Annotated in this window: 17 protein-coding genes and 1 tRNA gene; 9 read left to right on the top strand and 9 right to left on the bottom strand. The window is 61.3% G+C overall.

Annotated elements, in window-relative coordinates; translation table 11 throughout:
- Positions 1 to 39 precede the first annotated feature (39 nt).
- Positions 40 to 1,566, bottom strand: coding sequence for a DEAD/DEAH box helicase (locus GWL_RS13660; protein WP_008331120.1), 1,527 nt, complete (start codon positions 1,564 to 1,566; stop codon positions 40 to 42).
- Between the two features lie 389 nt (positions 1,567 to 1,955).
- The gene (gene fabI / locus GWL_RS13655) at positions 1,956 to 2,738 is read right to left on the bottom strand and encodes an enoyl-ACP reductase FabI (RefSeq protein ID WP_008331118.1); all 783 of its coding nucleotides are present in this window, start codon (positions 2,736 to 2,738) and stop codon (positions 1,956 to 1,958) included.
- 372 nt (positions 2,739 to 3,110) lie between these two features.
- Here fabI and GWL_RS13650 point away from each other — a divergent pair, with 372 nt between their 5' ends.
- The 4 genes from GWL_RS13650 (at position 3,111) to GWL_RS13635 (ending at position 8,707) form a co-directional block, all read left to right on the top strand.
- A complete protein-coding gene (locus GWL_RS13650; protein WP_008331111.1) occupies positions 3,111 to 4,937 on the top strand; it encodes an extracellular solute-binding protein in 1,827 nt (608 codons plus the stop codon).
- Between the two features lie 70 nt (positions 4,938 to 5,007).
- Positions 5,008 to 6,078, top strand: a complete 1,071-nt coding sequence (locus GWL_RS13645) for a microcin C ABC transporter permease YejB (RefSeq protein ID WP_034351175.1) — start codon at positions 5,008 to 5,010, stop codon at positions 6,076 to 6,078.
- Positions 6,075 to 7,121, top strand: coding sequence for an ABC transporter permease (locus tag GWL_RS13640; RefSeq protein WP_008331109.1), 1,047 nt, complete (start codon positions 6,075 to 6,077; stop codon positions 7,119 to 7,121). The genes GWL_RS13645 and GWL_RS13640 overlap by 4 nt, the downstream gene beginning before the upstream one ends.
- Positions 7,118 to 8,707 carry an ABC transporter ATP-binding protein gene (locus tag GWL_RS13635; protein ID WP_008331108.1) on the top strand — a complete coding sequence of 530 codons (1,590 nt, stop codon included), beginning with the start codon at positions 7,118 to 7,120 and terminating at the stop codon, positions 8,705 to 8,707. The genes GWL_RS13640 and GWL_RS13635 overlap by 4 nt, the downstream gene beginning before the upstream one ends.
- Positions 8,708 to 8,857: 150 nt before the next feature.
- Here GWL_RS13635 and GWL_RS13630 read toward each other — a convergent pair whose 3' ends face one another.
- Complete coding sequence (locus GWL_RS13630) at positions 8,858 to 10,384, bottom strand: transglycosylase SLT domain-containing protein (RefSeq protein WP_008331107.1); 1,527 nt, start codon at positions 10,382 to 10,384, stop codon at positions 8,858 to 8,860.
- 340 nt (positions 10,385 to 10,724) lie between these two features.
- The gene (gene gloB / locus GWL_RS13625) at positions 10,725 to 11,519 is read right to left on the bottom strand and encodes a hydroxyacylglutathione hydrolase (RefSeq protein ID WP_008331106.1); all 795 of its coding nucleotides are present in this window, start codon (positions 11,517 to 11,519) and stop codon (positions 10,725 to 10,727) included.
- Between the two features lie 62 nt (positions 11,520 to 11,581).
- On the opposite strand from gloB, the gene GWL_RS13620 reads away from it, so the two are divergent.
- The 5 genes from GWL_RS13620 to GWL_RS13600 all read left to right on the top strand — a co-directional run bounded on the left by GWL_RS13620 (position 11,582) and on the right by GWL_RS13600 (position 15,469).
- The gene (locus tag GWL_RS13620; RefSeq protein ID WP_008331105.1) at positions 11,582 to 12,376 is read left to right on the top strand and encodes a class I SAM-dependent methyltransferase; all 795 of its coding nucleotides are present in this window, start codon (positions 11,582 to 11,584) and stop codon (positions 12,374 to 12,376) included.
- Positions 12,377 to 12,465: 89 nt separating this feature from the next.
- A complete protein-coding gene (gene rnhA / locus GWL_RS13615) occupies positions 12,466 to 12,900 on the top strand; it encodes a ribonuclease HI (protein WP_034350828.1) in 435 nt (144 codons plus the stop codon).
- 61 nt (positions 12,901 to 12,961) lie between these two features.
- On the top strand, positions 12,962 to 13,696 hold the full coding sequence (dnaQ, locus tag GWL_RS13610) for a DNA polymerase III subunit epsilon (protein ID WP_008331101.1): 735 nt from the start codon (positions 12,962 to 12,964) through the stop codon (positions 13,694 to 13,696).
- A 147-nt stretch (positions 13,697 to 13,843) separates the two neighbouring features.
- A tRNA-Val gene (locus GWL_RS13605) sits at positions 13,844 to 13,918 on the top strand.
- Between the two features lie 141 nt (positions 13,919 to 14,059).
- Positions 14,060 to 15,469 (top strand): DUF2130 domain-containing protein, encoded by a 1,410-nt coding sequence (locus GWL_RS13600; RefSeq protein ID WP_008331100.1) that lies wholly within the window; start codon positions 14,060 to 14,062, stop codon positions 15,467 to 15,469.
- 31 nt (positions 15,470 to 15,500) lie between these two features.
- Here the strand turns inward: GWL_RS13600 and GWL_RS13595 are convergent, their stop codons facing one another.
- The 5 genes from GWL_RS13595 to xylB form a co-directional block, all read right to left on the bottom strand.
- Positions 15,501 to 15,764: a PAAR domain-containing protein gene (locus GWL_RS13595; protein ID WP_008331097.1), complete on the bottom strand. Its 264-nt coding sequence runs from the start codon at positions 15,762 to 15,764 to the stop codon at positions 15,501 to 15,503.
- Positions 15,765 to 15,775: 11 nt separating this feature from the next.
- Positions 15,776 to 16,855 (bottom strand): DUF6708 domain-containing protein, encoded by a 1,080-nt coding sequence (locus tag GWL_RS13590; RefSeq protein ID WP_008331095.1) that lies wholly within the window; start codon positions 16,853 to 16,855, stop codon positions 15,776 to 15,778.
- Positions 16,856 to 16,857: 2 nt separating this feature from the next.
- Positions 16,858 to 17,712, bottom strand: a complete 855-nt coding sequence (locus tag GWL_RS13585; RefSeq protein WP_157174245.1) for a hypothetical protein — start codon at positions 17,710 to 17,712, stop codon at positions 16,858 to 16,860.
- 29 nt (positions 17,713 to 17,741) lie between these two features.
- Complete coding sequence (locus tag GWL_RS23665) at positions 17,742 to 18,077, bottom strand: hypothetical protein (protein WP_008331093.1); 336 nt, start codon at positions 18,075 to 18,077, stop codon at positions 17,742 to 17,744.
- 179 nt (positions 18,078 to 18,256) lie between these two features.
- The gene (gene xylB / locus GWL_RS13575) at positions 18,257 to 19,738 is read right to left on the bottom strand and encodes a xylulokinase (RefSeq protein WP_008331091.1); all 1,482 of its coding nucleotides are present in this window, start codon (positions 19,736 to 19,738) and stop codon (positions 18,257 to 18,259) included.
- Positions 19,739 to 19,747 lie beyond the last annotated feature (9 nt).

The raw sequence follows: 19,747 nt of genomic DNA, 5'->3' as shown, positions 1-19,747 counted from the left end.
AAGGAAGCGGCTTTTCAACATCAGGACAGCTTGCAGCGATCAGCGATCGCCGTAGGAGCGGCGCGGGCCGTCGGCGCGGAAGCCGCCGCCATTGCCCTTGTAGCCACCACCGCCGCCACCTTCGCGACGCGGGCCGTTGCCGGCCGGCTTGGCGCCGCCGAAGCTGCGGCCTTCGCGGTTGCCACCGAAGCCGCCTTCACGATTGCCGCCAAAACCACCTTCACGGTTGCCACCGAAACCGCCCTCGCGATGACCACCGCCTTCGCGGTTGCCGGCGCCGAAGCGCGGGCCGCTGTTGCTGCGGCCATCACCCGGACGCCAGCCACCCGGCTTGCGCGGGCTGCGCGGTGCAGCCGACTTCTTCGGCTCGAAACCTTCAACCACGTCGACCGGAATGGTCTGCTTGGTGAAGCGCTCGATGCGCTTGACCTGCATGCCTTCAGCGTGATTGACCAGCGAGATCGCCACGCCATTGCGGCCAGCGCGGCCGGTACGGCCGATGCGGTGCACGTAGTCTTCAGCGAACTTGGGCAGGTCGTAATTGAACACGTGGGTGATGCCCGGCACGTCGATGCCGCGGGCAGCCACGTCGGTGGCCACCAGCATGCGCACCTGGCCGCGGCGCAGGCTGTTCAGGGTACGGTTGCGGGCGCCCTGGTGCATGTCGCCATGCAGTGCGGCAGCAGCGAAACCGGCGATGTTCAGGCGGTCGGCGATGGTGTCGGCGTCACGCTTGGTGGCGGTGAAGATCACGGCCTGGTCGATGCTGGTGTCGCGCAGCAGGTGGTCCAGCAGGCGGTTCTTGTGCGACAGGTCATCCACGAAGTGCACGCGCTGCATGATGTTTTCATGGCGGGTCGACGAGCTGGCGATCTGGATGGTCAGCGGGTTGTTGGTGATGCGCTTGGCCATGTTGCCCACCACGCCGTCCAGCGTGGCCGAGAACAGCATGGTCTGGCGGGTGGCCGGGGTGGCAGCGACGATCTTTTCGATGTCGTCGATGAAGCCCATGTCCAGCATGCGGTCGGCTTCGTCCAGCACCAGGATCTGCAACTGCGAGAAGTCGATCTTGCCGGACTCCATGTGGTCGATCAGGCGGCCCGGGGTCGCTACCAGGATTTCCGGGTTGCGCGACAGCAGTTGCATCTGCTTCGGATAAGGCATGCCGCCCAGGATCGACACCACGCGCACGCGGCGCATGTAGGCGCCGTACTTGTCAGTGGCGGTGGTCACTTGCAGGGCCAGTTCACGGGTCGGGGTCAGCACCAGCATCTTCGGCTGCGCCGGCTGGTAACGCGGACGCTCGCCACGGGCACGGCTGGCCTGGCGTTCCTGGTTGGGAGTACGGGCGGCTTGCGGCGCCTGCGGCAGGTCTGCCAGCTGGTGCAGCGAAGGCAGCATGAAGGCGGCGGTCTTGCCCGAACCGGTCTGCGAGGACACCAGCAGATCCTGGCCGCTGATGGCGGCGGGGATGGCCTTTTCCTGGACCGGAGTGGGGGAGGTGTAGCCTGCTTCGGTCAGGGCTTTGATGATCGAAGGGTTCAGGCCAAGTGCTTCAAAAGTCATAATCTCTTTCGTGAATGTGAACGACAGGCACGAGAAGGGCGCACGCAAGCGCGCCGGGCATCGAGTGCCTGAACGAAAAAAAGCAACGCCAACCGACGAAATGACTATGAAAAATACAAAGAAATTTCGGCACAAAAGCTTTGCGCCGGGACGGCATCATCAAGGGATGCCAGGGGCGGGGGGCTTTTACTGGGAACTTGTCGTAATGACAGGTAAGGCTTGCGAAGCTGCTTGGACAAATACGGCTGGAAACACTGCAGAACAGATTTCACGTCCGATTCGCCTGTGCATTGGTTATTGCAATGCACAAGGCGAATCATACCCTAAAACATCGAAATTGGCACGAAGCTATTTCGAGAAACTGTCTCTTTATTGTGGGCGGTGCTTGATTATTCTGCCATTCCACCCACGACGCGGGAGAAGCCACCATCCACATAGGTGATTTCGCCGGTGATGCCCGAGGCCAGGTCGGAGAGCAGGAAGGCCGAGGCATTGCCGACATCTTCGATGGTGACGTTGCGGCGCAGCGGGGCGGTAGCGGCAACCGCCCCGAGGATCTTGCCGAAGCCCTTGATGCCGCTGGCAGCCAGGGTCTTGATGGGGCCGGCCGAGACGCCATTGACGCGCACGCCCTTGGGGCCCAGCGATTCGGCCAGGTAGCGCACCGAGGCTTCCAGCGAGGCCTTGGCCAGGCCCATGGTGTTGTAGTTGGGTACCACACGCTCCGAACCCAGGTAGGTCAGGGTCAGCAGGGCGGCGTTGGAGGACAGCAGCGGCATGGCAGCCTTGGCCATGGCCGGGAAGCTGTAGGCGGAGATGTCGTGGGCGATCTTGAAACCTTCACGCGAGAAACCTTCCAGGAAGTCGCCGGCAATCGCTTCGGAGGGGGCGAAGCCGATGGCGTGCACCAGGCCGTCGAGCTGGCTCCAGGACTTGCCCAGGTCGGCGAACAGGGCATTGATCTGCTCATCGCTGCCGACGTCGCAGTCGAAAATCAGCTTGCTGTCGAATTCCTCGGCGAACTTGGTGATGCGGTCCTTGAAGCGCTCACCCACATAGGTGAAGGCCAGTTCAGCACCTTCGCGCTTGCACGCCTGGGCGATGCCGTAGGCGATGGAACGGTTGGACAGCAAGCCGGTGATCAGGATTTTTTTGCCTTGCAGAAATGCCATGTTGACTCCGTAGGGTCCGCCGCGTATTGCGTGTTTCTGCGGGGCAGAAGCAGGCGTGGCGCGGCCGGTAAATGATAGCGGCGCCGCGCAGCGGCGGCGGCCGGGATGGGACAGACCCGGATTGTAGGGGCTTGCGGCAGGCGCGGCAACCTTTGCGGCACCGCCAGGGCATGACGCGGCAAGCCAAGCAGCATTCGTCAAGTTGCTTTAATTGCTTCCCTGTAATCGCCGCTCTCTTTACAATGCCCCGACACGGAAATCGTTTCCTGATCCCGTCCCCCAGGCTGCAGGCATTCGGCCGGAGCCCATCAGGCGCGGGACTTGCTTGCCCCCGAGACATCACAGCCCACGAGAGTGCAGACAGACAACCGCATGGTCCCGCCCCTGAAGACAGCCAAGATTTTTCTCTCCTGCCTGCTGGCCGCCGCCGTGGCCCATGGCACCCTGGCATTCGCCGAGCCTGCCTTTTCACTGTATGACACGCCCAAGTACGGGCCCGGCTTTACTCATTTCGACTACGTCAATCCGGATGCGCCCCGGCGCGGCACCTTGTACCTGGCCAATCCGGACCGTCGCACCAGTTTCGACAAGTTCAATCCCATGTCGATGAAGGGCGTGGCCGCCGCTGGCCTGGACCAGCTGATGTTCGAGAGCCTGGCCGTGTCCTCTTCCGACGAAGTCGCCACCGTCTATGGCCTGCTGGCCGACGACATGAAGCTGGCCCCGGACCGCATGTCGATGACCTTCCACTTGAACCCCAAGGCGCGTTTCAACAATGGCGACAAGGTCACTGCCGAGGATGTGAAATACTCCTTCGACACCCTCATCGCCAAGGGCGCGCCCCAGTACAAGTCGGTCTTCGCCGATGTCAAGGGCTGCGTGGTGGTCGATGCCGCCACCGTGCGCTTTGACTTCGCCAGCAAGAACCACGAGTTGCCGCTGATCGTCTCCAGCGTACCGGTGTTCTCAAGGAAATGGGCACAGGGCACGCCCTTCGACCAGATCCAGCTGACCCCGCCCATCAGCACCGGCCCCTATCTGATCGAGAGCTACGATACCGGTCGCAGCATCATCTACAAACGCAACCCGGATTACTGGGGCAAGGACGTCGCGGCCCGACGCGGCATGTTCAACTTCGAGCGCATCGTCTACCGCTTCTACAAGGATGACCTGGCGCGGCTGGAAGCCTTCAAGGCCGGCGAATTTGACGTGGTCGTGGAATACAGCGCCAAGAACTGGGCGCGCAGCTATACCGGCCCGCAGTTCCGCGATGGTCGCATCATCAAGAAGGAATTCAGGCATTCCAACGGCGCCGGCATGCAGGGCTTCGTGATGAACCTGCGGCGCGACCAGTTCAAGGATGTACGCGTGCGCCAGGCCATCGGGCTGGCGCTGGATTATGAATGGATGAACCGTCAGCTGTTTTACGGCCAGTACAAGCGTATCTACTCGTTCTTCAACAACAGCCAGCTGGCCGCCACGGGGGAGCCGCAAGGCGATGAGCTGGCCCTGCTGAAGTCCTTGCAGGCCAAGGGCTTCAAGCTTGATCCTGCGGTCTTCGGACCGGCGCCGGTTCCGCCCTCGACCGACCCGCCGTCTTCCTTGCGCGCCAACCTGCGCCAGGCCCGCGCGCTGCTGGCCCAGGCCGGCTGGGTCTATCGCGATGGCGCGGTACGCAATGCCCAGGGCGTGCCGCTGTCCTTCGAGATCCTCGATGACCAGAGTTCGATGTCGCGCGTCATCAGCGTATTCGCCCGCAACCTGCGTACGCTGGGCATCGACGTGGTCCAACGCAGTGCCGACTATGCGCTGGTGGCCAAGCGCATGGAAGACTTCGATTTCGACATGACCAGCGTGCGCTTTCCCGATACCAGCAGCCCCGGCAACGAACTGTTCGACATGTTCAGCTCCAGGGCCGCTGACGAAAAGGGTTCCAACAATGCCTGGGGGCTCAAGGACCCGGTGGTGGACCAGCTGGTGCAGACCGTGGTGGCCGCCGATACCCGCGCCAGATTGACTGCGGCTGCCCGCGCGCTCGACCGTGTGTTGCTGCACAAGTACATCGTGGTGCCGCACTGGTATTCCTCCACGCATCGCATCGCCTACCGCAACCGTTTCGGTATCCCGGCGGTGGCGCCGCTCTACTACCAGGCCGATCCCTATGTGATCAGCACCTGGTGGGAGGAAAAGGCGCGGTGAGGCAAAAAATGAATGAAAAGACCAAGGCCCGCACCCGGTGCGGCGGGCAGGAACGAGGATGGTGGCAGGCATGAATATCTGGTCCTATATTTTGAAGCGGGTGCTGTTGATGATTCCCACGCTCTTCGGTGTGGTGGCCATCACCTTCGCGGTGATCCAGTTCGTCCCCGGCGGTCCGGTGGAACAGGCCATGCTGGAGATGAAAGGGCGCGGCGGTGGCGGTGAAGCCTCCGGTGGCGGCGCCGCCAGCGGTGCCTCGGCCTATCGCGGACGGCAGGGCATCGACGAGCAGCGCATCGCCGAGATCAAGCAGCTCTACGGTTTCGACAAGCCGCCGGTCGAGCGTTTCTGGATCATGCTCAAGGGTTTCCTGACCTTCGACCTCGGCAAGAGCTTCTACCACCACGGCGATGTCTGGACCCTGGTCAAATCCAAGCTTCCGGTCTCCATCAGCATCGGGCTGTGGACCTTCTTGCTGAGCTACCTGATCTCGGTGCCGCTGGGCATCGCCAAGGCGGTGCGCGAGGGCAGCCGTTTCGATACCGCCACCACCGGACTGGTGCTGGTCGGCTATTCCATTCCCGGTTTCGTGCTGGGGGTGTTCCTGCTGGTGCTGTTTGCCGGCGGCAGCTTCGTGCAGTGGTTCCCGCTGCGCGGCCTGACCTCGGACAACTGGGCCAGCCTCTCCTTCATGGGCAAGATCACCGATTACCTGTGGCACATCACCTTGCCGGTAACGGCCTCGGTCATCGGCGCCTTCGCCGTCATCACCATGCTGACCCGCAACACCTTCCTCGAAGAGATCCGCAAGCAATACGTGCTGACCGCCCGCGCCAAGGGCTTGTCAGAGCGCAAGGTGCTGTACAAGCACGTGTTTCGCAATGCACTCATTCCGTTGGTAACCGGTTTTCCCTCGGCCTTCATCGCCTCTTTCTTCGCCGGCAGCCTGCTGATCGAAACGCTGTTCTCGCTGGACGGCATGGGGCTCCTGGCCTATGAATCGGCGATCCGGCGTGACTATCCGGTGGTCATGGGCACGCTCTATCTGTTCACGCTCATCGGCCTGGTGGTCAAGCTGGTGGGCGATCTCTGCTATGTGTGGGCTGACCCGCGCGTCCAATTCGAAAGCCTGGCGCAATGAGCATGACTACGCCCGCCACCCCCTCCCTCTCGCCCAGCCGTCGCATCTGGCTGCGTTTTCGCGCGGACCGCACCGGCTACTGGAGCCTGGTGATTTTTTCCCTTCTCTTCATACTGAGCCTGGGCGCCGAACTGATCTCCAACGACAAGCCGCTGGTGGCCAGCTACCAGGGCAGGCTGATGTTCCCGATACTGAAAGATTATTCAGACAGGCATTTTGGCGGCGACTTCGACTCGCCCGCCGACTACCTCGATCCCTTCATCGAGCAGCAATTCCGCAAGGACGGCAACTGGGTCATCTATCCGCTGAACCGCTATGGCTACAACACCCTGAACTACTTCGCCAAGGAACCCAACCCGGCGGCCCCATCGGCCGAGAACTGGCTGGGCACCGACGACCGCGGTCGCGACGTGTTCGCGCGTCTGCTCTATGGCTTCCGCGTGTCGGTGCTGTTCGGCATGGCGCTCACGTTCATCGGGGTGGTGCTGGGCGTGGCCGCCGGTGCGCTGCAGGGTTACTTTGCCGGACGCACCGACCTCATCACCCAGCGCCTGCTGGAGATATGGGGATCGATGCCGGAGCTGTACCTGCTGATCATCTTCTCCTCCATCTTCCAGCCCAGCCTGGGTCTGCTGCTGGTATTGCTGTCGCTGTTCGGCTGGATGAGCCTGTCCGATTACGTGCGCGCCGATTTCCTGCGCAATCGCAACCTGGAATACGTGCAGGCCGCGCGCGCCATGGGCTTGCCCAACCGCCTCATCATCTGGCGCCACGTGCTGCCCAACAGCATGACGACGGTGGTGACCTTCCTCCCTTTCCGCATGAGCGCCGCCATCCTGGCGCTGACCAGTCTGGACTTTCTCGGCCTGGGCGTGCCGCCCTCCACCCCCAGCCTGGGTGAACTGCTGGCGCAAGGCAAGAACAACCTGGATGCCTGGTGGATCGCGGTCTCCACCTTCGTGGTGCTGACCGTGACCCTGCTGCTGCTGACCAATATCGGCAACGGCCTGCGCAACGCCCTGGACGTACGGAGGAAGGCATGAGCGCCCCGCTGCTGGAAGTGAAGAATCTGACGGTCCGCTTTGGCGACACCGTGGTGGTGGACCGCGTGAGCTTTGCGATGTCCCCTGGCGAGAAGTTTGCCCTGGTGGGGGAATCGGGCTCGGGCAAGACCGTGTCGTCGCTGGCGGTCATGCAGCTCAATCAGGATGCCCGCTACGAAGGCAGTATCCTGCTCGACGGCCAGGATGTGCTGAAGAAGAACGAGCGCCAGATGCAGCAGGTGCGCGGCAAGGATGTGGCGATGATCTTCCAGGAGCCGATGACGGCCCTGAACCCGCTTTTTACCATCGGCAACCAGATCGCCGAGGTGTTGATGCTGCACGAGGGTCTCCATGCGCGCGATGCGGCCAGACGCGCCGTGGCGTTGCTGGAGAAGACCGGCATTGCCGAACCGGCGCGGCGTGCGCTGTCGTATCCGCATGAACTCTCGGGCGGCCAGCGCCAGCGCGCCATGATTGCCATGGCATTGGCCTGCAAGCCCAGGCTCCTCATTGCCGATGAGCCGACCACGGCCCTGGATGTGACCATCCAGGTACAGATCCTGGCCTTGCTGAACCAGTTGCAGCGGGAAGAGAACATGGCCGTGCTCATCATTTCGCACGACCTGAACCTGGTACGCCACTTCGCCGACCGCGTCGGCGTGATGGAAAAGGGCAAGCTGGTCGAAAGCGCCAGCGTCGCCGAGCTCTTCGCCAATCCGCAGCAGCCTTATACGCGCAAGCTGTTGCAGAGCCGTCCGCAGCGCAATGCGGCAGAGGTGCCGGCCGAGGCCCCTGTTGTGCTACAGGCTGAGCAACTGCGCTGCACCTATCACATCAAGCAGGGCTGGTTCGCCAAACGCGCCTTCCATGCTGTCGACGGCATCGACCTGCAACTGCGTCGTGGCGAGACCATCGGCATCGTCGGTGAATCCGGCTCCGGCAAGTCCACGCTGGGCATGGCCTTGTTGCGGCTGTCGGCGGCCAGCGTGAGTGGCAGTATCCGCTTCGACGGCGAGCCCATTTCCGAGCGCAGCAGCCGTGCGCTGCGGCCTTTGCGCTCGCGCCTGCAGGTGGTGTTCCAGGATCCCTTCGCCTCGCTTTCACCGCGTCGCACGGTGGAGCAGATCGTCGGCGAAGGCCTGGCCCTGCACCATCCCGAGAAGACCCCCGCGCAGCAGCGCCAGGCCATCGTCGGCGCGCTGGAAGAGGTCGGTTTGACGACAGCCGCCCTGGAGCGCTATCCGCATGAATTCTCCGGCGGCCAGCGCCAGCGTATCGCCATCGCCCGCGCGCTGGTGCTGCAGCCGGAACTGCTGTTGCTGGACGAGCCGACCTCGGCCCTGGACGTGACCGTGCAGCAGCAGGTGCTGCAACTGCTGGCAGACCTGCAGCGCCGGCACGGGCTGGCTTATCTCTTCATCACCCATGACCTGGCCGTGGTCCAGGCCATGGCGCATCAGATCATCGTCATGAAGGATGGCAAGGTGGTCGAAAGCGGCCCTGCCGAGCAGGTACTGCAGCATCCGCAGCAGGACTACACGCGCCGCCTGGTGGCCGCCGCCACCTACGCCGAAGCCGCGCGCTGAAGGTCTCGCCAAAAAGAAAACCCGAAGTCCGGATCAGCTCCGGGGCTTCGGGTCCATGCAGACTGCAATGTTTTTCTTCTTCCGTGCTTGGGGCGCGTCTTCTTGTAGTGGGCGGTCGAGCCGCCCGGGTCTCCTCCGGTTTCCTCCGGATTATTGCTTGCGGGCGCCGTTGCCGGAGGCCAGGGTCAGCGGCTTTCCGGCCACCTTGCGGGCCGGCGGGGCTGCCTTGCGCACCGGTGCCTTGGCCGAGGCGACCTGACGTCGCGCCGGGGCGGCGCGATGGGAGGCAACGCGTCGCGGGGCCGCATGGACGGCGACGTTGGCCACGTGCAGTTGCAGGCTCTGGCCGGCTGCCAGGGTATCGTGCTTCAAGCCGTTCCATTGCTTGATCTGCGCCACGCTCACGTGGTAGCGGCTGGCGATGCCGCCCAGGGTGTCGCGCTTGCCGGCCTTCACATAGATGCGGCGGGTTTCCGGAACGTCAGGAGCGATGGCCAGGCGGGCGTTGTCGGCGATTTCCGGGGTCAGGTCGGTATCGAGGGAGGCAGTCTCTTCGTTCTTGGGCACCAGAATCGTGGAGCCCGCTTTCAAGACCATGCGCGGCGGGATCTGGTTGACGCTGCGGATGACTTCGGGAGTGGTGCCGAACTTGCTGGCGATGGTCTCGATGCGTTCGCGCGCGCTGGAGACGGTGTGCGCCGTCCAGGTTGAGAAGGCCTGGGTCCACTTGGACATGTTGGCCTTGAACTTCTCGGCATTGCTTTCCGGCAGCAGGATCTTGGTATCGTCGCCACCGATGATGACGGGGCGGTTGAACTGCGGGTTCAGCGCCTTGAACTCGTCGACCGACAGTTCAGCCAGTTGCGCGGCGACCTTCACGTCGATATTGCGGGTCTTGCCGATGGTGACGAAGTAGGGCTGGTTGTCCACCTTGGGCAGAGCGATATCGTAGGCGGCCGGATTGGCGATGATGTTCTTGACTGCCTGCAGCTTGGGTACGTAGTTGCGGGTCTCGGCGGGCATCTGCGCCGACAGCGTATTGAAGTCGATCGGCAGGCCGGCGGCGAGATTGCGGTTGACTGCGCGCTGCACCGAGCCCTCGCCCCAGTTGTAGGCCGCCAGCGCCAGTTGCCAGTCGCCGAACATGCCATAGAGCTTCTGCAGATAGGTCAGCGCGGCATCGGTGGAGGCCAGCACGTCGCGGCGCTCGTCGGTAAACATGTTCTGCTTGAGGTTGTAGTCACGCCCGGTGGAGGGAATGAACTGCCACATGCCCGCTGCCTTGGCGGTGGACAGTGCCTCCGGATTGAAGGCCGATTCGATGAAAGGCAGCAGCGCCAGTTCGGTGGGCATGCCGCGCTTTTCCAGCTCCTGCACGACGTGGAACAGATAGCGCGAGGCGCGCACCGTGGTGCGCTGGATGTAGTCGGGACGGGAGCTGTACCACTGGGTCTGGCTCTCCACCAAGGCATTGTCCAGATCGGGAATCCCGAAGCCCTTGCGAATGCGCGTCCAGATGTCGATGTCGTTCATCCCCGGCAGGGCATTGCCGGCCAGTTCGGGATTGATCGCATTGAAGGGGGCGGGGTAGATCGAGATATCGTTGGCGTGGGAGAGCAGCGGGGTACCAGCGCAGAACAGGGCGGCAATGGCGAGTTGTTTCAAAGTACGCTGCATGTGGGCGATATCCTGTACCAGAGGCAAAAGTTTGCGTGCGGCGCTTCCGTTGCAGAGCTGTGATGAAGCTCGACACCTCCTGCCGGCGGAGTCCGGATCAGTCCGATCACGGGCGCGTGCAGGTTGACGGTAATGCAAGGTCGGAAGCTGCGAGTCTCCCCGGCGTGGTGCAGAGTGGACAGCGTTCGTAAAACTTCGTAAAAACGCTGGTGCCCATTTTGGGGAATTGAAGGAGTGTACGAAAGACCCTTTTCGGCAGTCAAGCAAAAATTGGCCTCTGTTACAAAGCCAAGTCCTTGATTTGGCAGGAATTTGCTCCTGAACGTCTGTCAATATCCCCTTATCTGTAGGTATTTTTCCATTCGCGCAGGGCCGCGAAGCTGCTAACGTCGTCCAACTGCGTCAAACGACCTGCCTTTTGCAGCGATTCGAGGATTTCCTTTTCGCCGGTGCGCAGGAAGGGGTTGGTAGCGCGCTCCAGGGCGATGCTGGTCGGTACGGTCGCCTCCCCGCGTTCGCGTCTGGCACGCTCGCGCAGGATCCGTGCGGTCAGCGCTTCATTGCCGGGCTCGACCTCGGCAGCGAACTTCAGATTGGAGAGGGTGTACTCATGGGCGCAATACACTTGTGTATCGCCGGGCAGGCTGGCGAGCCTGGTCAGTGATTGGACCATCTGTGCTGCCGTGCCTTCGAAGAGGCGCCCGCATCCTCCTGCAAAAAGGGTATCGCCACAGAACAGCAGGCCTTGATCTGCCGCGTAATAGGCAATGTGACCGAGCGTGTGGCCGGGTACGTCGATGACCTGCAGCGACAGGCCCAGGGAAGCAATCTTCACTTCGTCATTCCCGTGCAGCGGGATCGTCATGCCCTTGATGCGGGAATGCTCGCGCGCCGGGCCATAGACGGGGATGTTCGGGAAGGCGTCGCTGACGGCACTGCGCGCCAGCTCAAGCACACCGCCGACATGGTCAGCATGGTGATGAGTCAGTAGAATAGCGGCCAATGTCAGGCCCTCGGCCTGCAATGCGGCCAGGACGGGGACCGCGTCGCCGGGGTCGACCACGGCGGCATGGCGGCCGTCATGGATGATCCACAGGTAATTGTCGTCGAACGCCGGTACGGCCAGGACGTCCAATGAAGTTTTCTGATCTGCTTGAGCTGGCTGGGCTGGCTGGGTCATGAGGCGCGAAAGAAGAGATGGCTGACAAGGCTGACACTGCAGTGACTGCGAACAACGCCGAAATTATAGACCTGGCCGCCTGGTTGCAGACGCCTATCGGCGACTATCTGCGCCAGTGGGAGCAGCGCCATCTCAATGCGCTGACGGCGGACATCTTCGGCTTCAACGCCGTGCAGATCGGTTCACCCCAGATCCACGCGCTGCAGGCCAACCGCATGCCCTATCGCTGGCTGGCCGACAAGCGCATGCCGGTGGAAGGGCAGTCCGAGCTGGAAATCCCGCAGGTGGTGACGCCGGACTTCGGCGAACTGCCTTTCGCCACGCAGAGCCTGGACCTGGTGGTGCTGCCGCACGTGCTGGAGTTTGCCGCCGAGCCGCATCAGGTACTGCGCGAGGTGGAGCGGGTCTTGATTCCGGAAGGGCAGGTCATCATCTGCGGCTTCAATCCCAGCAGCCTGTGGGGCATGCGCCAGGCCGCCGGCCGCCTGACCGGTGCGCATTTCCTGCCGCAGGATGGTGAATTCATCCGCCTGCCGCGCCTGAAGGACTGGCTCAAGTTGCTGAACATGGAGGTCAATCGCGGCCACTTCGGCTGCTACGCCCCGCCCTGCGAGACCGCGCAATGGCTGGACCGCTTCGGCTTCATGGAAAAGGCCGGCGACCGCTGGTGGCCGTATTTCGGCGCGGTCTACATCGTCCAGGCCATCAAGCGGGTGCCGGGCATGCGCCTGATCGGCCCGGCGTTGCAACGCCAGAAGCTGAAGGCCCCGCGTGGCGTGCCGGTGACCAATCGCATCCACAAGACCGACTGAATCTACGGGCCTTGCAGCGAGATCAGGTATCATCGCGGCCCGCTTATCATGCGCCAATGTGCATGGGCAAACCGATTGAAGTGAAGAGTATGGATAAAGTAGAGATCTATTCCGATGGTGCCTGCAAGGGCAATCCTGGCCGTGGCGGCTGGGGCGCCTTGCTGGTGGCCGGTGGCAAGGAGAAGGAAATCTTCGGTGGCGAGCCCAACACCACCAACAACCGCATGGAGCTGATGGCGGTGATCCAGGCGCTCAATGCCTTGAAGCGTCCCTGCGAAGTGGTGGTGCATACCGACAGCCAGTATGTGCAGAAGGGCATCAGCGAGTGGATCCACGGCTGGAAGGCGCGCGGCTGGAAGACCGCCAGCAAGGAGCCGGTCAAGAATGCCGACCTGTGGCAGGCGCTGGACGCCGCCCAGCAGCAGCACCAGGTCGAGTGGCGCTGGGTGCGCGGGCACAATGGCCACGCCGGCAACGAGCGCGCCGACCAGCTGGCCAATCGCGGCGTGGACAGCATAGGCTGAGCGGGGCGGTTTTTTCTTTCATATCAGTGTTTTAGCAGCATCAACATCAGCAGGAGCAAGCATGCGTCAGATCATCCTCGATACCGAAACCACGGGCCTTTCGCCGCGCAACGGCAACCGCATCCTGGAAATCGGCTGTGTGGAGGTGCTCAATCGCCAGCTTTCGGGCAAGAATCTTCACTTCTACATCAATCCCGAGCGCGACTCCGAAGAAGGCGCGCTGGCCGTGCACGGCCTGACCACCGAGTTCCTGGCCGACAAGCCGACCTTCAAGCAGATTGCCGCCGAGTTCCTGGACTATGTGCGTGGTGCGCAGATCATCATCCACAATGCGCCCTTCGACGTCGGCTTCCTGGATGCGGAGCTGGCCTTGCTGGGCCTGCCGCCGTTCAAGGAGCACGTGGCCGATGTGGTGGACTCCTTGCAGATGGCCAAGGAACTGCACCCGGGCCGCCGCAATTCGCTTGATGCGCTGTGCGACCGCTACGGCATCTCCAACGCCCATCGCGTGCTGCACGGTGCGCTGCTGGATGCGGAGTTGCTGGCCGAAGTGTATCTGTCGATGACGCGCGGGCAGAACTCGCTGACCATGGATCTGGGTGCCGAGGAAGAGGTCAGTGAAGGCGAGGGCAAGCTGGAGCTGGCGCCGCTGGCCGAAGTGATCGTGGTGACGGCCAGCGAGGAAGAACTGGGCCTGCATGAAGACGTGCTCAACCAGCTTGACAAGGAAGCGCGCGGCAGCTGTGTGTGGCGCTTCGAACCGCCGCCACCGGAGGCGGCCGCTGAAGCGGCGTGAGGCTGATGTTGGTCAGGTCTTTGTCGTCATCCGGCAGCGCTTTCGATAAAAAATGAAGAATTATTTACGAAGCACTTGCACAGGTCGAAAAACGTTGGCATAATCTCGCTTCTCGATTGGTTCTGCAGCAACAAACCAGTCAGGTACGGAAGGTTAGCTCAGTGGTAGAGCACTGCATTCACACTGCAGGGGTCGCAAGTTCAAACCTTGCACTTTCCACCAAATTCAGAAAAGCCCGCCTTGTGCGGGCTTTTTGCATTCCTGCCTTTCCTGCCGATTTTCTTTCCTCGTTTTCTCTCTCTGCTCCGCGGGCGCGATCCGTTAAGCTAGCGGTCATCTGACAAGAACAGGACCCGAGCATCCATGCACGACATCATCTGCCCCCACTGCGGCAAAGCCTTCAAGATCGATGAGGCCGGCTATGCCGACATCCTCTCGCAAGTGCGCGACAGTGCCTTCGAGCAGCAATTGCACGAGCGCCTGGAGCTGGCCGAGCAGGACAAGCGCAACGCCATCGCGCTGGCGAGCGCCAAGGCCGAGGCGCAATTGCAGAAGGCCGCGGCAGCGCGCGATGCCGAGATCCAGGAATTGAAGGCAAGACTGGAAGCCGGTGAAATGGCGCAGAAGATGGCCGTGGCCGAAGCCATGGCCAATGTCGAGCGCGAGCGCGACAAGCTGGCCAATGAACTCGAACAGGCCAGAAAAGAAAAGCTCGCCGACCAGCAATTGGCCGAGGCTCGCCTCGCCCGGCAATTGCAGCAGACCGTCAGTGAGAAGGATGCCGAGATCCAGGCATTGAAAGCGAAGATGGATTCCATCGCGCTGACCCAGAAGCTGGCCGTGAACGAGGCCGTCGGCGTGGTGGAGAAGGAGCGCGACGAACTCAGGAACAACCTGATGCGCGCCGAGCTGGAAAAACAGCTGGCCGAGAAATCACTCAAGGACAAATACGAGACCCAGCTCAAGGACCGCGAAGACATGATCGAGCGCCTGCGCGACATGAAGGCGCGGCTATCGACCAAGATGGTCGGCGAGACGCTGGAGCAGCATTGCGAAACCGAGTTCAACCGTATCCGCGCCACCGCCTTCCCGCGCGCGTATTTCGAGAAGGACAACGATGCGCGCAGCGGCAGCAAGGGTGACTACATCTTCCGTGATACGGATGAAGCCGGCACCGAGATTGTCTCCATCATGTTCGAGATGAAGAATGAGAACGATCACACCGCCACCAAGAATCGCAATGAAGACTTCCTCAAGGAACTGGACAAGGACCGTCAGGAGAAGGGCTGCGAATACGCCGTCCTGGTTTCGATGCTGGAGCCGGAGAGCGAGCTGTACAACACCGGGATCGTGGATGTCTTCCACCGCTATCCGAAGATGTACGTGGTACGTCCGCAGTTCTTCATTCCCATCATCACGTTGCTGCGCAATGCTGCGCTCAACTCGCTGAAATACAAGACCGAGCTGGCGCTGGTGAAGGCGCAGAACATCGACATCACCAACTTCGAATCCGAGCTGGACACCTTCAAGGCGGCCTTCGCCAAGAACTACGACCTGGCCTCGCGCCGCTTCCAGACGGCCATCGATGAGATCGACAAATCCATCGACCACTTGCAGAAGACCAAGGAAGCCCTGCTCGGTACTGACCGCAACCTGCGTCTGGCCAATGACAAGGCGCAGGATGTGACCATCAAGCGATTGACGCGGGGCAATCCAACCATGGCGGCCAAGTTTGCGGAGCTCAAGAAGGAGCAGTCTGACGACGGGCAATGATGGTCTGGTTGCTGGTGACAGCTTCAGTTTTTTACAGTGAAGCGATCAGGGTGGCACCGCAGGCGGTGGTATCTCCGTGATAGGCCACCTGCTTGCCATGATGCTTGCGGGTGCTGCCGCCGCCACCGGGCTGGATGGCGAACTGGCCCTTGCACTTGGGGCAGAATGTCATGTCTGCTTCGAGCGCGACGGCTTTGCCCATGGCTTTGAGCGAGTCGCAGGCGGAAATGACTTCGCCGCCGTGGGAGGTTTTGTCGCCGAGGCGGATCACGGCTCGGCCTTGATGGTCTTTCATGGGCGCTTTCATTATCTTGTTGGGGGAGGGATGTCTTTCGCCCAAAGTAGAGCGTTAAGAGCAGGATTCTTTTCGCCAGACCAGTTTTTCATTTCTCGTTTATCGCCATCGGGATATTCGCCACGATCAATAGCGTGGACAGTTTCTGCCCAACCCACGGGAGTGTTCCCGGACGGTTGATCGAATGGATCGTCAGGCTCAATGACGCTGACCTTGGCTACCGCGTCAGGCCAGATTGGATCGCGGCAGGTCCAGAGTGCCATCAGGCGGTGGCTGGTCATCAGCAAGACGAATGGCATCATGGAGATGCGATAGGCCGCGCTCGCACGCATTCCAAATCCATACAGACAGAACAGAAAACTCTCCAATATGTTTTCCTTTTCTTTGAAGAAGAGCAGGGGTTTGGGTAATTCCGCTGGGCCGTGATTCATGTACCAGCACCAGTAGTTCCACTGTGAGAGCAGATCCTCCAGACTCTCGTCCTCCTCCCATTCTCTGCCTATCGCGAAGGCGCGGGTGACGTTGTTGTTTTGATCAACTTCGTAGTATCGAATATGGTAGACGTTCCTTTGATGGACCACGCCTCGGTGGATACAGAAGATGGCGTTTTCATCCCATGGAACTTCCCATGTGATATCACCTTGGCCTGGGTTGCCAAAGAAGCTGCGATGGCGGATGGCGTAAATTTTTTTCTCTTTGTGATTGAATCGGATTGGTCGTCGGTTTAGTGCGAAATATTCGTCGCGACCATAGTTGAACGCCATATATGCCATACCGATCATTGATCCGATTAAAGTGCAGTAGACGGCAACCACTCCTACACCGATCGTCGATACCGGAATTAAGATAATTTTTATTAAGGTTGCCATTAGTAGTGCTGAAAAAAAGGTGACAATGAATACTCCTCCAGCTTGCCACTGCCGATATTGATACGGTTGATCCGTGACATCCATGTACGTCGAGTTAATTCTAAAGATGGCTGCGGTATCTTTGCAGTCAGAGCTGACTGCGGTATCGATGGGTAAGCGATGCCGAAAATCCCATTCCGGAATAGGACGACCTACTTTGCAAGGAAATGATCGTTCGTCCATTCTTATCCTCCTACAGCGTCGTAATGTCCGTTTACTTGCTCCTCGAAGGACGTATACTTCTCGCCCTTGGAAAATTCGCAGCGCGATATCCACGTCTTTAAAGCGCTCGTATTCGCAACCGAAACTGCAACTCCAATGGCGATAGACAGGAGAAGGATCGGCCAGGATAGGGGAAAGAAGACGGCGAACGAGATTCGTACTCCTAACGCTCCGCTCAAGATATAAAGCAAAGTTAAGCCGTAGTTTTCTTCCTTAAATGCTTTAGGTGCATTGACGACGAGATCCCATCCCGCTGCAAAAAGCCCTGCGATTAATCCGGTCCCCCGAGCATGGAAGACGATCTTGGCAGCACGTCCGTAACTCGCTGCCCACTGCTTTCGAATAAACGCACCCAATGGATGCTCCACCGATTTCTCAACGCTAATCGCTACTGTTTCTACAATAGTCGCCGCTAGACTGACGACTGCCAGCGTCGCTTTGAATCGCGTCTCGACCTGATTGAACTGATCATTGCCCGCCAGATCCTTCATCGCAAAATTCAGCGCCACCATCTGCACGATCATGGTCGCAACACCGAGCCTGAAGTCTCGAGGCGATCCGGAGCCAAGCCACTTCTGCGTCATCGCGACACCCGGAAGTCCAATCCCCTTGGTGGTCCCCGGCACGATGCGTCCCTCCTTCTCCAGTCTGGCGATATCCAGTTCATAGACGAAGTGCTTCTGCACCTTGGCTTGCTTGACTGCTCTGCCGGCTTCCTTGCGTGCATCGGTTCGGGTCTGCTGTCGCGCCGTCTCCAGTTTGATGCCTTGCTCTTTCGCTTGTGCGATTGCCCATCTCGCCACATCGACACTGCTCATGTTGCTGACCTTGATGGCAACCCCTGACATCAACTGAAGATGAACCTGCGCCAACCCGCTTCACTGACTTTCTTGATCAGGGTCTTGGTCCACTGCACATTGGACCAGCCTATCCAGAAATTGCCGGCCGGGTCGGCTGCGGTGTGGGAGATATCGACACAATAGGCCTGCACCAGCTCGCCGGCATCGTTGCTCAGCAGTTCCAGCGTGTAAGCGTAATCGCGGCTGAGCGCCTCGCTGGCCTCAAGCCGATTGATCAGCAGTTCGGCGTCGGGAGCGTCGTCATTGACGAAAGAGAGTTGCAGGATGCGATGGTGCTGGCGCTGCCGGGTGAGCTTGTCCCAGCGGGTGGTACTGGCGTGCATGCGTGTCCTTCTGCGGGAAAAATGAATGTCCCGAAGAAGGCGCGGAAGACCTCAGCAGGCCGCATCGGGAAGCGCAGATGTTGCCCGAGGACCTGCATGAAGTCTGTTGAATTTCTTCGATAAATGCTGTGGTTTTATTTTTGTCGCGGAGTAGATGGGAGCTCAGCCATCAGCCAACATCAGGACTGCGAGAAGGCGATGAATTCGTCTGCAAGACCGCGATAGAGACGCCGGTATTGTGTCAGCCTGCGCTGAAGTTGTGCCTGCCTTGCCGAGTCGGGCCGGTACCACTCCAGTACCTCGGGCGCCACGCACACGCGGCCCGCCTCTTCACCGGTATCGGCCAACCTCGCCAACCTGGCCGCGCCCATGGCCGCCCCCACCTCCGCCCCCGCATGTCGCCGCAGTGCAATGCCCAAGGCCGTCGCACACAATTCCCCCCAGAACGCACTGCGCGACCCGCCGCCGACCAGGGCTGCACTCTTGAGAAGCGTACCTGCCGCCTGCAAAGCCGCATAGCCATCGGCCATCGCAAAGGCCACCCCTTCCATCACCGCATAGGCCAGGTGTGCACTGTCATGCGCCGGTGTCATGCCGAACAGCACGCCCTTGGCCGTCGCATCATTGTGCGGCGTACGCTCGCCGTTCAGATAGGGCAGGAACAGCGGCGCCTGCGCCTGCTGTATCGCCGTCAGTTGCGCCGCGCCCGCCACCAGCGTGGCCACGGGCTGCCCGGTCACGCCTGCGAGCCAATGCAGGCTGGCCGCCGCCGACAGGATCACGCTCATCTGGTGCCATTGCCCCGGCAGGCAGTGGCAGAACGCATGCACACCCTGCTGTGGATTGGGCGCATGTCGCGCCGTGGCGGCAAACAGGACGCCCGAACTGCCCAGTGACAGGAAGGCATCGCCCGCCTCGATCACGCCGATGCCCACCGCGCTGGCGGCGTTGTCCCCGGCACCACCGGCCACCACGACCGGGCCGCTCAGACCCCACTCGCGCCGCAACTCTTCACGCAGATGCCCGGCCACGTCACTGCCTTCGACCAGGCGCGGCATGTGGCTGCGATCCAGCCCGGTGGCGGCCAGCATGCGATCGGACCAGTCACGTCGGGCGACATCCAGCCACAGCGTTCCGGCCGCGTCCGACATCTCGGAGACGAATTCACCCGTCAGCTTCCAGCCCAGGTAATCCTTGGGCAGCAGGACCTTGTCGATGGCGCGGTACACCGCAGCTTCGTATTTCGACAGCCACAACAGTTTGGGTGCCGTCAATCCCGGCATGGCTCGGTTGCCCGTGATCGTCGGCGCGTCGGGTACCAGGGCTTCCAGCTCCACGCATTCGGCATGCGCGCGCATGTCGTTCCACAGGATGGCCGGACGCAGTACGTTGCCGTTGCGGTCCAGCAGCGTGGCCCCGTGCATCTGGCCGGAGATGCCAATGCCGCGCAGTGCCCGGAAGTCCTGCGGAGCCTGGCTGCGCAGTGCGGCGATGGCGTCCAGGGTGGCATTCCACCACGCCTGCGGAGCCTGCTCGGACCACAGCGGATGCGGATTGTCCACGCGCAGCCGGGCGCTGCTGGTGGCGATGACTTGGGAGGCGTCGTCGGTGAGGACGAGCTTGACTTCGGAAGTGCCGAGGTCGATGCCGAGATAGCTCAAATCGTTTTC

The sequence above is a fragment of the Herbaspirillum sp. GW103 genome (assembly GCF_000261365.1).
In the GTDB taxonomy this organism is placed as follows: Bacteria; Pseudomonadota; Gammaproteobacteria; order Burkholderiales; family Burkholderiaceae_D; genus Herbaspirillum.
This window is presented reverse-complemented; position numbering and strand designations above follow the sequence as displayed.